The sequence below is a fragment of the Vibrio sp. MED222 genome, assembly GCF_000153005.1.
In the GTDB taxonomy this organism is placed as follows: domain Bacteria; phylum Pseudomonadota; class Gammaproteobacteria; order Enterobacterales; family Vibrionaceae; genus Vibrio; species Vibrio tasmaniensis_A.
The window spans coordinates 643,131-657,058 of record NZ_CH902608.1; the positions used below are offsets into that span (position 1 = coordinate 643,131).

Sequence of the window (13,928 nt, forward strand, 5' to 3'; positions counted from 1 at the left end):
AAAATGAGTTTTTGGGTTTTATTACAAGGTTTTGGTCTAGGGGCAAGTATGATAATCCCGATAGGCGCACAAAATGCGTACGTCCTAAATCAAGGCATAAAACGCAATCATCATTTAACGACTGCAACGATTTGTAGCCTGCTCGATACCCTGTTTATCTCATTGGGTATTTTTGGTGGCGGAGCAATTCTGTCTCAAAATGAATTGCTGCTTACCTCTGTGACATTGGGCGGTATCGCTTTTCTAACGGTATATGGTTTGCTATCACTGCGCAGTGCATTCAAAACGCGCACCAGTGATGAATCAAAAAGTGAGGTATTGGCTCGTGGCAAGCGCACCGTTATTTTGGGTGCATTAGCTGTAACAGTATTAAACCCACACCTCTATTTGGATACCGTGGTGATTCTAGGATCCATTGGCGGGCAGTTTGAAGGCAACGACAGAATTGCGTTTGCGATGGGGACTATCTTAGCTTCATTCGTGTGGTTTTATTCCTTATCATTAGGCGCAGCAAAGCTAGGTCCAACGCTATCGAAACCTAAAGTTAAGAAAGGCATCGATATCGCAGTAGCAACCATGATGTTCGCTATTGCACTTGTGCTCGCCAATGGACTCATTGAGCAATACGGGTAAACCTATTCTTCTTTAGTCATCAAACAAACTTTACTCATCCAACAAAAAAGGCGAATAACCTAAGTTATCCGCCTTTCCTTATAGAAGCTAATAGCTATAAAAACTAACTAGAAATTAAGCTTCAACTTTATTCATGTGTACATCCATTTGCGGGAATGGGATTTCGATACCTTCGTTGTCCAAGCCTTCTTTGATAGCTTGCATAAGGTCGAAATAAACATTCCAGTAGTCAGCAGTGCTAACCCATGGACGAACAACAAAATTAACTGAAGAATCAGCTAGCGTGTGAACACCTACTTGAACACCTGGATCTTTCAATACGCGCTCATCAGATTCACAGATCTTAGTCAGTAGCGCTTTTGTCTTCTGAAGATCAGCGTTGTAAGAAACACCAATCATTAGGTCAATACGGCGCGTCGCATGACGAGAATAGTTAGTGATTGGGCTACCGATAACGCTTCCGTTAGGTACTACAACCATTTTGTTGTCTGGTGTTGTTAAAACAGTTTGGAAGATCTGAATTGAATCAACTGAACCCGCTACACCACCAATTTCCACGTAGTCACCAGACTTGAATGGACGGAATGCAACGATAAGTACACCCGCTGCAAAGTTAGATAGTGAGCCTTGCAGCGCAAGACCAACGGCTAAACCAGCCGCACCAATAACAGCAACTACAGATGCAGTTTGAACGCCTAAACGACCAAGTGCAGCGATAAGAACAATAACAAACAGTAAATAACGAACTAAACCGTGGATAAACTCCACAACAGCTCGATCCATCTTCTTCTTCTCAAGAACCTTAGATACGCTATTCGCGACTGCTTTAACAATCAAGTTACCAATAAATAGAATTATCAGTGCAGAGATAATGTTTACACCGTATTGGATAAATAGATCTGAATTATTTGTTAACCACTGCTCGGCCTGAGATAAACCATCCACAATTGGAGTCTCAAGCGCTGTCGAACTATCAGCCATAATGTGCATCCTCTATATAATATGCTATGAGCTAAACTGTCTTAAGCCAAACTTACTTTAACAATAATAAACAGTTTAACTCCTGTTAAGTCACTGTGTTAAAAGTAAATTAAAGCCAAGTCCTTTTTATAAACTGAACCAGGTCCAGTTTTTCGGCACGATATCCTATCTTTGACCGATTGCAAAGTCATATTTATGTAAGCTTTTGAATTAATAAAACTTACCAATAAACGCAAATACCGATAACTAAAAGACTACGAAATTTATTCACCGTAGGCTAGGGTTTTCACATATTTAATACAAATTTTTATCAGACATAAAAAAACCCGCTCAATGAGCGGGTTTTTAAAACTTAAAGAGTACTTAATTCAAAGAATTATAGTACGTCTACAGCATTAAGGTCAGCGAATGCTTTCTCAAGACGAGTAACCATTGAAGACTGAGCAGCACGTAGCCATACGCGTGGATCGTAGTACTTCTTGTTTGGCGCAGCTTCGCCAGTTGGGTTACCGATTTGACCTTGTAGGAAATCGAAGTTATCAGCAGAGTACTGACGGATACCATCCCAAGTTGCCCACTGTGTATCAGTATCGATGTTCATTTTGATAACACCGTAGCCGATAGACTCTTGGATTTCTGCTTCAGAAGAACCAGAACCACCGTGGAATACGAAGTTTAGAGCGTTAGGTGCAATACCGAACTTCTCTGCACAGTATGCTTGAGAGTCACGTAGGATAGTTGGAGTAAGTACAACGTTACCAGCTTGGTAAACACCGTGTACGTTACCGAAAGATGCAGCGATAGTGAAACGTGGGCTAACAGCCATTAGCTTCTCGTATGCGTATGCTACGTCTTCTGGAGAAGTGTAAAGCTCAGATGCGTCCATATCAGAGTTATCAACGCCGTCTTCTTCACCACCAGTACAACCAAGTTCGATCTCGATTGTCATGTCCATTTTAGCCATGCGAGCTAGGTAAGTAGCACATGTTTCGATGTTCTCTTCTAGAGACTCTTCAGAAAGGTCTAGCATGTGAGAAGAGAATAGAGGCTTACCAGTTTGTGCGAAGAACTCTTCACCAGCGTCTAGTAGACCGTCGATCCATGGTAGAAGTTTCTTAGCAGCGTGGTCAGTATGCAGGATAACTGGAACACCGTAAGACTCAGCGACAGCGTGTACGTATTTTGCACCAGCTACAGCACCAAGAACTTGTGCGCCTTGACCTTCAAGTTTAACGCCTTTACCTGCGAAGAATGCAGCGCCGCCGTTAGAGAACTGAACAACAACTGGAGACTTAACTTTAGCAGCCGCTTCTAGTACTGCGTTAATAGAGTCAGTACCAACAACGTTTACTGCAGGAAGAGCAAATTTGTTTTCTTTTGCTACTTCAAATACTTTCTGTACGTCATCGCCAGAAATTACACCAGGTTTTACAAAATCGAAGATCTTAGACATGGAAATAGTCCTATTTATTCTATTCGTTTTAAGATAAAAAACTTAAGTTTAAAAGTTTGCAATCGTTTGCTCACAACTTCCGCTATTCTAGCAAATAAGTGTGATATGCAGCAAACGTTAAAAGGCGAGATTCGTATCTCGCCTTTCTAAATCAATTACGCTTTAGCACGCTCTTCAAGCATAGCTACTGCAGGAAGTACTTTGCCTTCAACAAACTCAAGGAAAGCACCGCCACCAGTAGAGATGTAAGAAACATCTGCTTTGATACCGAACTTGTCGATAGCTGCTAGCGTGTCACCACCGCCCGCTACTGAGAAACCTTCAGAATCAGCGATTGCTTTAGAAATACCAGCTGTACCCGCTTCAAAGTTCTTGAATTCGAATACACCTACAGGGCCGTTCCAAAGAATAGTTTTCGCGTTGCCGATGATTTCAGCTAGAGCTGCAGTTGAATCTGGACCAAGGTCGAAGATCATGTCGTCGTCTTGAACTTCAGAAACGTGCTTGATTTCAGCTTCTGCGTTTTCGTCGAATGCTTTAGCACATGCAACGTCAGTCGCTACTGGGATAGCACACTCTTTCATTAGCTTCTGAGCTGTTTCAACTAGGTCAGCTTCGTATAGAGACTTACCTACGTTGTGGCCTTCAGCAGCGATGAACGTGTTCGCGATACCACCACCAACAACAAGTTGGTCAGCGATTTTAGAAAGAGATTCTAGAACGGTTAGTTTAGTAGAAACTTTAGAACCACCAACGATAGCCACTAGTGGGCGAGCTGGGTTGTCCATTGCTTTACCAAGAGCTTCAAGCTCAGCAGCTAGAAGAGGACCAGCACATGCTACAGGAGCGTAAGTACCAACGCCGTGTGTAGACGCTTGAGCACGGTGAGCTGTACCGAATGCATCCATTACGAAGATGTCACATAGTGCAGCGTATTGCTTAGAAAGAGCTTCTTCGTTCTTCTTCTCGCCTTTGTTAAAGCGAACGTTTTCAAGAACAGTTAGTTCACCAGCGTTTAGCTCAAGACCATTTACGTAATCTTTCGCTAGTTTAACGTCACAGTCTAGTGCGTCGTTTAGGTAGTTAACTACAGGAGCTAGAGAGAACTCTTCGTTGTACTCGCCTTCAGTAGGACGACCAAGGTGAGAAGTAACCATAACTTTTGCGCCAGCTTCTAGGCAAAGTTTGATAGTTGGTAGAGATGCAAGGATACGTGCATCTGAAGTTACTTTACCGTCTTTTACTGGTACGTTTAGGTCAGCACGGATGAATACGCGTTTACCTGCAAGTTCCAGGTCAGTCATCTTGATCACAGACATGATTTGTCCTCTCAAATTTAAATAAAAATAAAGTTTTGGAAACTCAGCAACCCTGCTAAGCCTATAAATTATTCAACTGGTAATGCTTTAACTGCTAATAATATGTGGACACATAGCATTTATTTCAAGATAAAAAATAAATAATCCACACATTTGCTTCTAGGTCTTACTTCTTGCCTTCTGAAGCTTGCATTGCAAGAACCGTATCCAGCATCCGGTTCGCAAAGCCCCATTCATTGTCACACCACACCAGCATTTTCACTAAGGTGCCATTGCTCACTCGAGTTTGTGAACCATCAACGATTGCGCTATGGGGATCGTGATTAAAGTCGATGGAAACGAGCGGCGCTTCAGTATAGTCAACTATATTGTGTAATGTACACTGGGATGCATTAACAATGGTTTGATTTACGTCATTAACTTTCACATTTGCATTAATTGTGACACTTAAATCCATCGCAGTGACGTTTACCGTTGGCACACGCACGGATATCGCTTCAAATTTGTTAGAAAATTTCGGAAAGATTCTTTCAATACCTTTATGCAATTTGGTATCGACAGGAATGATTGATTGGCTTGCTGCTCGAGTTCGACGAAGGTCGCTGTGGTATGCATCGATAACTTGCTGGTCATTCATAGAAGAGTGAATGGTCGTAATTGTGCCGGACTCAATACCAAAAGCATCATCAAGCACCTTGATGATAGGGACAATACAGTTAGTCGTGCATGAACCATTGGAAACGATTCGATGGTCAGCGGTAATAGTGTCGTGATTCACACCGTAAATAATGGTGTTATCCAGATCGTTAGCACCAGGATGTGAAAACAGCACCTTTTTCGCCCCAGCAGCAATGTGCGCTAGGCCGTCATCACGGCAACCGTAAACGCCAGTACAATCGAGAACAATATCAACCTCAAGGTCACGCCAAGGTAACAACTCAATATCAGCAAGGTGTAAGATACGAATCGTATCAAACTCTCCTTTATCTTCAGCACCAATGCCATGATGAACATAGATGTGCTCTTGATCGTTAGAGATTTTCTTGCCGAAGCGGCCGTGACTGGTGTCGTATTGCAATAGGTGAGCCATAGCGTCAGGCTGAGCAAGCTCATTGACAGCTACTACTTTGATTTGTTGGCTTTTGCCACTTTCATAGACAGCGCGTAATACATTACGCCCTATTCGTCCAAATCCGTTTATCGCGACTTTTAGCATAGTTCCGTACATCTAACCAAAATTTCGTGCAACAGATGATAACTGAATCCTATGGAAATCGCATCAACTCTATCCATCACTCTAGTAAAAATCACCCTAGCCTTGAATAAATTACAGATAGGGCTAGCTCCTTTTTAGTGTCCAACCTTTATCCCCTTGTAAAATTTGATTCGTCAGTAAGATAATATAAAAAACAGTAACTAAAGGAGTAGCATACAAACCATATAGAGCGGCATACATACCAACTATAGGAATCAACCAAACAGCGATAATTACACTCACATCAATTTGGGTCATGGTCGTAATGTCATACTTTGTTAACAGTAAAAGCACACTTGCCGTTAAAGCTGCCATATCATAGTTATGTAGATAAGGACTTACGAGATAAGTCGCCGTGATTAGGATAAACATCTTAATATAATAATCGACTGTCGTTCGAAAAGCATATACAACAACTCCAACAGCCATCAACATCGTTCCAACTTGAATATACCAAGCTGCTGCTACACTCCCGAAACTCTCCTTTATTGCGATGAAAGGGGAAACTTGCATTAGAATACCCATTCCCTCTCCCTCTTCAATAAAGTGCTTAGCATATTCAAGAGCTCCCTCCCTCCACCATGATTCCCATGCTGAAATTCCGAATAATACAACTGAAAAACCAACAAATATTATGGTTGTAAGTGAAGCACTTAAGATCGCTTTCCAATGCCCTCCAGCGACTAAGGCGATGGGAATAAGTAGACCTAAATGGGGTTTAATAGTTAGAAGACCAAACATTACACCTGACAACACGGGAAACTTTGGTAAAAAGCGACATCCACCAACAAAGAGGGCTGCAACCAACAAGCCATTCTGTCCAGAGGTAATATTGATGATTGTTGTAGGAGCTAAAAGGGCAATGAATACAACGACGTCCAATCGACTTTTACTACCGATAAGAACCGTTGGGAGAAAGACCAGAACGCATAATAAGCACCAGATAATATAAGCCGATACGTAATCAAAATAACTAAATGGTGCAAGAACGACGAGCATTTGAGGTGAGTATGCAAAATTAAAAGCAACTCCGCTTTCTTTTACAGCGATAGGCGCGTGATTAAGAAAAGCATTAACATTATATATTTCTGAAAAATCGCCACTCATCGCTAATTTGGCTGCTGTCCATGAGTGTAAAAAGTCTCGCCCTATCATTTGTCCTCTAGATAGCTCCCCTTTTAGAAGGTCTATCGTGTCGATATAAGAAAAATAAAGAGAGAACATGCTCCCAATAGCAAACCAAAAAATTAAGCGCCTACCCTGAACTGATGAGAATTCCATTTCGTCCTCACAAAAAAAAAGCCTCTATCTAGGATAGAGGCTTTTTACGCTAACTATACAGTTCTGTTTAAACTAATAACTCTTTAGCTGTCTTTACTACGTTTTCAGTAGTGAAACCGAACATCTTGAATAGCTCGCCTGCTGGTGCAGATTCGCCGAACGTTGTCATGCCGATGATCTTGCCACCGAAACCAACGTATTTGTACCAGAAGTCAGCGATACCAGCTTCTACTGCGATACGCGCTGTAACGTCAGATGGCAGTACAGACTCACGGTACTCAGCGTCTTGCTTATCGAACGCGTCAGTTGCAGGCATAGATACTACGCGTACTTTCTTGCCTTCAGCTGTTAGTTCAGCAGCAGCGCTAACCGCTAGCTCAACTTCAGAACCTGTAGCGATAAGGATAAGCTCTGGTTTGCCTTCACAATCTTTCAGAATGTAACCACCCTTAACGATGTTTGCTACTTGCTCAGTGTCACGGTCTTGCTGTGCAAGGTTTTGACGTGAGAAGATAAGTGCAGAAGGACCATCTTTGCGTTCGATTGCTAGTTTCCAAGCAACAGCAGACTCAACTTGGTCACATGGGCGCCATGTGCTCATGTTTGGAGTCAGACGTAGAGAAGCGATCTGCTCAACCGGTTGGTGAGTAGGACCATCTTCGCCTAGGCCGATAGAGTCGTGCGTGTAAACTTGGATGTTCTGAACTTTCATCAGAGCAGCCATACGCATCGCGTTACGAGCGTATTCCATGAACATTAGGAATGTTGCGCCGTATGGTACGAAACCACCGTGCAGAGCGATACCGTTCATGATAGCCGTCATACCGAATTCACGTACACCGTAGTGGATGTAGTTACCTGAGAAGTCGTTCGCTTCAAGCGACTTAGAACCAGACCACATAGTCAGGTTAGAAGGCGCAAGGTCAGCAGAGCCGCCCATGAATTCAGGTAGCATAGCACCAAACGCTTCTAGTGCGTTTTGAGATGCTTTACGTGATGCGATGTTTGCTGGGTTAGCTTGAAGATCAGCAATGATTGCGTTTGCTTTCTCTTCCCACTCAGCTGGAAGATCGCCGTTAGTACGACGTTTGAATTCAGCTGCTAGCTCAGGGTGAGCCGCTGCGTATGCGTCAAACTTAGCATTCCACGCTGCTTCTTTCGCTGCGCCTGCTTCTTTCGCATTCCACTCAGCTGCGATATCAGCTGGAATTTCGAAAGGACCGTGTTCCCAACCCAGTGCCGCTTTAGTTGCTGTGATTTCATCAGCGCCTAGTGGAGCACCGTGACAGTCGTGCGTACCCGCTTTATTTGGTGAACCAAAACCGATAATAGTCTTAGTACAGATAAGTGTTGGACGAGGGTCCGCTTTAGCCGCTTCGATAGCCGCATTGATTGCGTCAGCATCGTGACCATCAACTGCTGGGATTACGTGCCAGCCGTATGCTTCAAAACGCTTAGGTGTATCGTCAGAGAACCAACCTTCAACTTCGCCATCGATAGAGATGCCGTTGTCATCCCAGAAAGCAACCAGCTTACCAAGACCTAGCGTACCTGCTAGAGAACATGCTTCGTGAGAAATACCTTCCATCAGACAACCATCACCCATGAACGCATAAGTGAAGTGATCGACGATGTCGTGGCCTTCTTTGTTGAACTGTGCAGCCAATGATTTTTCAGCCATCGCCATACCAACAGCGTTGGTGATGCCTTGACCCAGAGGACCAGTCGTTGTCTCGATACCAGGAGCGTAACCGTACTCTGGGTGACCTGGAGTCTTAGAGTGCAGTTGACGGAAGTTTTTTAGGTCTTCAATTGAAAGCTCGTAACCTGCTAAGTGAAGCAGAGAGTAAATCAGCATAGAACCATGACCGTTAGACAGGATAAAACGGTCACGGTCAGCCCACTCTGGGTTTGCTGGGTTATGGTTCAAGTGGCCACGCCAAAGAACTTCAGCGATGTCAGCCATACCCATAGGTGCGCCTGGGTGGCCTGAGTTTGCTTGTTGAACACCGTCCATGCTAAGTGCGCGGATTGCATTGGCTAGATCTTTACGAGAAGGCATGTCTGCTCCTGGATACATAAGCGATTTAAAAAAGAGATAGATGCTAAAGTTTTCATTTTTATTAGCGCGGGTATTCTCTCAAACGACTATAGCGACTGCAAACGTTTTACTGGTACTTTAACGGTCATTTCCCGCAATTTTCGATCATTTACACCACTTAACAATGGCTTCCCCCTATCAACACGCAAACGTTTAGTTATGACATATCCTAAAAAAGAGCTTGTAATTCGACCGTTGGAATTTAAAATAGCCGTCTAGATGTAGAAACACCTACAAAATATACTGTATTGAATGGCGGCGCTTCCTCGATTGCGACGGCATAAATTATTTGCATTTAACTATTTGCAACTAAAAACTAAACTAAAAGTGGAGCTCTCATGGCTAAGCACCTATTCACTTCTGAATCTGTTTCAGAAGGCCATCCAGATAAAATTGCAGACCAAATCTCAGATGCTGTTCTTGATGCCATCATTGAACAAGATCCAAAAGCACGTGTTGCTTGTGAGACTTACGTAAAAACCGGCATGGTTATGGTTGGCGGTGAAGTAACCACGTCTGCATGGGTTGATATCGAAGAAATCACTCGTGAAACAGTTCGTGAAATTGGTTACGTTCATTCTGATATGGGCTTTGACGCTGACTCTTGTGCAGTACTAAACACAATTGGTAAGCAGTCTCCAGACATCAACCAAGGTGTTGATAAAGCCGATCCTAAAGATCAAGGCGCAGGCGACCAAGGTATCATGTTTGGTTACGCGACTAACGAAACACCAATCCTAATGCCAGCTCCAATTACTTACTCTCACCTTCTTGTTAAGAAGCAAGCTGAAGTACGTAAGAGCGGCAAGCTTGACTTCCTTCGCCCAGATGCGAAATCTCAAGTAACGTTCCAATACGACCAAGGTAAGATCGTTGGTATCGACGCTGTTGTTCTTTCAACTCAACACTGTGATTCAGTAACAACACCTGACCTACGTGAAGCGGTAATGGAAGAGATCATCAAGCCAGTACTTCCTGCTGAGTGGATCAATAAAGACACTAACTTCTTCATCAACCCAACAGGCCGTTTCGTAATCGGTGGCCCAATGGGTGACTGTGGTCTAACAGGTCGTAAGATCATCGTTGATACCTACGGCGGCGCAGCTCGTCACGGTGGCGGTGCATTCTCTGGTAAAGATCCATCAAAAGTTGACCGTTCTGCAGCTTACGCAGCTCGTTACGTTGCGAAAAACATCGTTGCTGCTGGCATGGCTGACCGTTGTGAGATTCAACTGTCTTACGCTATCGGTGTTGCAGATCCAACATCTATCATGGTTGAAACGTTTGGTACTGAGAAAGTAGCGCACGAAATCATCATTGAAGCAGTTCGTCAAAACTTCGACCTACGTCCATACGGTCTTCAAGAGATGCTCAACCTTCTTCAACCTATCTACAAGCAAACTGCTGCATACGGCCACTTCGGTCGCGAAGAGTTCCCTTGGGAAGCAACTGACAAAGCAGCTATCCTTGCGGACTTCGCAGGCCTGTAAGCATTACGCAACACGCTTAGCTGAAACGTAATTTTAAAAGCCTCTGTTCTCAGAGGCTTTTTTCTTTCTATTCTTCTATTCTTCTATTCTTTCACTAATAAACCCGAACCCTTTCACGTAGCACAAGCGTTAACTTATAGATTATTTTGATAATAGTGGGGATTTTACGTGCTGAGATCAATGTTACGCAAACGTTTAAATTTTAATGTAATAGCACTTGTTAAAAACAAACCATTCTCAGTAACTCATGCTTCTTTGCCACAAACTTTCAGTTCAACAACAAAACACTCAACGACTGCACCCACTCGATCTGAAAATTAATCAAGGTGAGCGCTGGGTAGTCATTGGACGCAATGGTTCCGGAAAAACCACGTTATTAAAAGCACTGGTTAATTTGCTTCCCTTCAAAGGCGAAGTCGTCATAAACCAATTGCCGCTACGTAAGTTAACTTGCCAGCAAAGAGCAAAACAAATCAGTTACCTTCCACAACACAGTCAAGTGGATGGTCGTTTAACACTAAGAGAGTACATTCAACTAACCGCTTCCAATCAAGCCACTTCTAGCTTTTCACTTGACCAAATGAGTAAAGCACTAAAGATCGATACTTTCCTCGAACGAAGAATGGGGCAGCTCTCAGGTGGCCAGAGGCAGCGAGCGCATATTGCACGATCTTTATGTCAGAACGCCGAGTTTCTGGTGTTGGATGAGCCTCTAAACCATCTAGATCCATGTGCTCAAGGGGAAGTTTTATCACTATTGAAAGAGCAAGAAAAACCACTGATTTGCTCACTGCATGATATTTCCCTTGCGGCCAAGTTCGCGACGCACATTGCGATTTTGGAACACGGCCAGGTAGTCGCGAAAGGAAAGGTAGAAGAACTACTAACTCACAATCAACTTAAGCCGATCTTTGAAGTCGATTTAATCAGCACGACCAATAAGCGCACACAGAAAACAAGCAAATTTTTCGACATTGAACTCGACCAAGGACAGGAGCTTTCATGAAAAAACTATCAGCATTAACTTTATTACTTACCGTGTCCGCACAAGCCCAAATTATGGTAGAAAACTGCGACTCTACACTTACCTTAGATAAAGCGCCGAAAACCTTAATCACTCACGATATCAATATGTCTGAGATGGCATTTTCTCTCGGGCTTGAAGAGAATATGATCGGAGTGACCGGTATTAGCGGGTACTACAAAACGACCCCTGAATTTAATCGCCTCCAGGGCAGCATTCCGGAGCTCGCACCGAAATATCCTTCTTTAGAGGTGTTAGTTAATGCCAACCCTGATGTTTTCTTTGCAGGATGGAATTACGGTATGCGGTTGGGCGGCTCAGTCACGCCTGATTCTCTGAAAGAGTTTGGTATCAATACTCTGATTCTTAATGAGAGTTGCAGCCATATCCGTAAAGATAAGCAGCCAGCTAACATGGAACAGATGTTCGATGACGTGACACGCCTTGCGACTTTATTCGGTCAGCAAGACAGAGCTCAAACTCTTATCTCCACTTGGAGAGAGCAATTAATATTGATTCAACAGCAAACCCAGAATCAAACCCCGCTTAAAGTCTTTCTGTATGATTCAGGGGAAGAGAAACCATTCACAGCAGGAAAGTACGCGACAGTGAGCGCCATGATAGAAGCAGCGGGTGGCGCCAATGTAATGAACGATCTGGATATCAGCTGGGGAACCACATCATGGGAGTCAGTTGCGATGCATAACCCTGATGTCATTATTCTTCTCGATTATCAAAATGGGACAGGCGCTAAAGGCATGCAAGCCTTTTTGGAACAGCACCCAGCGATGAAGCTGACCACAGCGGTAAAGACCACCCAATATCTTCCTCTGCGTTATGAGGAAATTACTCCCGGGCCAGCAAACATAGCTGCAATTGAAAAATTGGCACAGCGCATCCAAGAAATCCATGACAAGTCTTAGTACTAACCTGAACCGAACCGCACTGAACACCTGCGTATTCAGTTCTGTTTTTGCCCTCTTAGCGATGTTTTCTCTGAGTTTAGGCAGCGTTCAGCTATCTTTTGCACAAGTCGCTACGATTTTTTCAGCGGCGATGAGTCAACAGATCGACTCACCGATAGATCAAGTGGTACTGCACCTGCGCTTACCTAGAACAATCATCGCTATTATTTGCGGTGCTGGGTTAGGTATTGTTGGGGCGTTATTACAAACCGTGACAAAAAACGATCTTGCCGACCCTTTCATTTTTGGATTGTCATCCGGTGCCGCAACTGGAGCAGTCTTTGTGATTACAGTCATCGGCAGCGCTATCGGCATTTGGACACTTCCACTCGCCGCTTTTATCGGTGGAATAATCTCGGCTTCGGCAGTGCTATTTCTAGTCAGAAAAGTGGATGGGCAAGCGTCTTCTCAAATTGTTTTAGCCGGGCTGGCTATCTCATTCTTATTTACAGCTTTGACCAATTTTTTAGTCTTCCACGGCGATCAACGAGCAGCCCATTCGATCCTATTTTGGTCGCTAGGAGGCCTAGGAAACGCACGCTGGGACAATGTGCTAATTGTGCTTGCTGGACTTATCGCCTTGATAGTCCTAGGTATATTAAAACATCGCCAGTTAGATTGTTTACTTGCAGGAGACGACGTAGCACAAACCATGGGCGTAGACACAAAACGCCTGCAAAGCGGTGTCTTTATTGTCTGCGCTTTTGCAACTGCATGTTTTGTTTCTATCATCGGAGTTGTCGGATTTATTGGCTTGATGGTTCCTCATATCGCGAAGAAAATCATCGGCCCATTACACAAAAAGTTACTCATCACTTCAGGGCTGATTGGGGCTTTGCTTATGCTATTAAGTGATATTTTGGCGAGAACCTTAGTTGCTCCTCAAGAACTGCCTCTTGGTGTTGTCACCACCGCGTTTGGCGCCCTATTCATTGTTTCCATTCTGATGGAGAAAAGTAATGAAAGCTGAACGCTTCACCATCATTGCGATTCGTCATGGCGAAACCGAATGGAATCGAATAGGCAAAGCACAGAATCAACTGGATAGCCCTCTGACAATGAAAGGCAAACGACAGATGCATAACGTCGGTCGTTATCTTGCAACTCAAAAATCATTGACCCTCAATGCTATTTACACCAGTCAATTAGGCCGTGCTATTTCCAGTGCTAAAACCATCGCACGCTACCTGAAAGTGCCCGTCATTTCTCAAATGGAGCTCAGTGAGTTCGATTCAGAACAGCAACGAAGAACAATGGCGATTCAGTGGATCCAACGAGTTTCTCATCACCACAACAATGAGAACCCTATTTTGCTGCTCGGACATGGTGACTGGATAAAAACATTAGCCAGTTTAGGGACACCAAAGCAAATAATAGAAACACCAAACAACGGAGAAATCCTCAGGATAGATATCGAAGTATAACG

12 protein-coding genes are annotated in these 13,928 nt (G+C 43.7%); 6 read left to right on the top strand and 6 right to left on the bottom strand.

Going from position 1 to position 13,928, the window contains the following annotated elements; genetic code table 11:
• The first annotated feature begins 3 nt into the window (after positions 1–3).
• A complete protein-coding gene (locus MED222_RS07755; RefSeq protein ID WP_009847669.1) occupies positions 4–633 on the top strand; it encodes a LysE/ArgO family amino acid transporter in 630 nt (209 codons plus the stop codon).
• Between the two features lie 114 nt (positions 634–747).
• On the opposite strand, the gene mscS is transcribed toward MED222_RS07755, so the two are convergent.
• The 6 genes from mscS to tkt all read right to left on the bottom strand — a co-directional run bounded on the left by mscS (position 748) and on the right by tkt (position 8,984).
• Positions 748–1,614 (bottom strand): small-conductance mechanosensitive channel MscS, encoded by an 867-nt coding sequence (mscS, locus tag MED222_RS07750; RefSeq protein ID WP_009847670.1) that lies wholly within the window; start codon positions 1,612–1,614, stop codon positions 748–750.
• 376 nt (positions 1,615–1,990) lie between these two features.
• Positions 1,991–3,067 carry a class II fructose-bisphosphate aldolase gene (gene fbaA, locus MED222_RS07745; protein WP_009847671.1) on the bottom strand — a complete coding sequence of 359 codons (1,077 nt, stop codon included), beginning with the start codon at positions 3,065–3,067 and terminating at the stop codon, positions 1,991–1,993.
• A gap of 155 nt (positions 3,068–3,222) precedes the next feature.
• Entirely contained in the window at positions 3,223–4,386 is a 1,164-nt protein-coding gene (locus MED222_RS07740) for a phosphoglycerate kinase (RefSeq protein ID WP_009847672.1), read from the bottom strand.
• A 166-nt stretch (positions 4,387–4,552) separates the two neighbouring features.
• Positions 4,553–5,602, bottom strand: coding sequence for an erythrose-4-phosphate dehydrogenase (gene epd, locus MED222_RS07735; protein ID WP_009847673.1), 1,050 nt, complete (start codon positions 5,600–5,602; stop codon positions 4,553–4,555).
• A gap of 123 nt (positions 5,603–5,725) precedes the next feature.
• Positions 5,726–6,922, bottom strand: a complete 1,197-nt coding sequence (locus MED222_RS07730; protein ID WP_009847674.1) for a glycosyltransferase family 87 protein — start codon at positions 6,920–6,922, stop codon at positions 5,726–5,728.
• Positions 6,923–6,989: 67 nt separating this feature from the next.
• Positions 6,990–8,984 (bottom strand): transketolase, encoded by a 1,995-nt coding sequence (tkt, locus tag MED222_RS07725; protein ID WP_009847675.1) that lies wholly within the window; start codon positions 8,982–8,984, stop codon positions 6,990–6,992.
• A 377-nt stretch (positions 8,985–9,361) separates the two neighbouring features.
• On the opposite strand from tkt, the gene metK reads away from it, so the two are divergent.
• The 5 genes from metK (at position 9,362) to MED222_RS07700 (ending at position 13,926) form a co-directional block, all read left to right on the top strand.
• On the top strand, positions 9,362–10,513 hold the full coding sequence (gene metK / locus MED222_RS07720) for a methionine adenosyltransferase (RefSeq protein ID WP_009847676.1): 1,152 nt from the start codon (positions 9,362–9,364) through the stop codon (positions 10,511–10,513).
• A 247-nt stretch (positions 10,514–10,760) separates the two neighbouring features.
• The gene (locus MED222_RS07715) at positions 10,761–11,519 is read left to right on the top strand and encodes an ABC transporter ATP-binding protein (protein ID WP_009847677.1); all 759 of its coding nucleotides are present in this window, start codon (positions 10,761–10,763) and stop codon (positions 11,517–11,519) included.
• Complete coding sequence (locus MED222_RS07710) at positions 11,516–12,460, top strand: ABC transporter substrate-binding protein (protein WP_009847678.1); 945 nt, start codon at positions 11,516–11,518, stop codon at positions 12,458–12,460. The genes MED222_RS07715 and MED222_RS07710 overlap by 4 nt, the downstream gene beginning before the upstream one ends.
• Entirely contained in the window at positions 12,414–13,472 is a 1,059-nt protein-coding gene (locus MED222_RS07705) for a FecCD family ABC transporter permease (RefSeq protein ID WP_032555273.1), read from the top strand. Before MED222_RS07710 ends, MED222_RS07705 begins: the two co-directional genes overlap by 47 nt.
• A complete protein-coding gene (locus tag MED222_RS07700) occupies positions 13,462–13,926 on the top strand; it encodes a phosphoglycerate mutase family protein (protein WP_009847680.1) in 465 nt (154 codons plus the stop codon). The genes MED222_RS07705 and MED222_RS07700 overlap by 11 nt, the downstream gene beginning before the upstream one ends.
• Positions 13,927–13,928 lie beyond the last annotated feature (2 nt).

Coding starts and splice junctions, on each gene's coding strand:
- MED222_RS07730 (WP_009847674.1), bottom strand. CDS start 6,922: ATGGAATTCTCATCAGTTCAGGGTAGGCGCTTAATTTTTTGGTTTGCT.
- epd (WP_009847673.1), bottom strand. CDS start 5,602: ATGCTAAAAGTCGCGATAAACGGATTTGGACGAATAGGGCGTAATGTA.
- fbaA (WP_009847671.1), bottom strand. CDS start 3,067: ATGTCTAAGATCTTCGATTTTGTAAAACCTGGTGTAATTTCTGGCGAT.
- MED222_RS07740 (WP_009847672.1), bottom strand. CDS start 4,386: ATGTCTGTGATCAAGATGACTGACCTGGAACTTGCAGGTAAACGCGTA.
- metK (WP_009847676.1), top strand. CDS start 9,362: ATGGCTAAGCACCTATTCACTTCTGAATCTGTTTCAGAAGGCCATCCA.
- mscS (WP_009847670.1), bottom strand. CDS start 1,614: ATGGCTGATAGTTCGACAGCGCTTGAGACTCCAATTGTGGATGGTTTA.
- MED222_RS07710 (WP_009847678.1), top strand. CDS start 11,516: ATGAAAAAACTATCAGCATTAACTTTATTACTTACCGTGTCCGCACAA.
- MED222_RS07715 (WP_009847677.1), top strand. CDS start 10,761: ATGCTTCTTTGCCACAAACTTTCAGTTCAACAACAAAACACTCAACGA.
- tkt (WP_009847675.1), bottom strand. CDS start 8,984: ATGCCTTCTCGTAAAGATCTAGCCAATGCAATCCGCGCACTTAGCATG.
- MED222_RS07700 (WP_009847680.1), top strand. CDS start 13,462: ATGAAAGCTGAACGCTTCACCATCATTGCGATTCGTCATGGCGAAACC.
- MED222_RS07755 (WP_009847669.1), top strand. CDS start 4: ATGAGTTTTTGGGTTTTATTACAAGGTTTTGGTCTAGGGGCAAGTATG.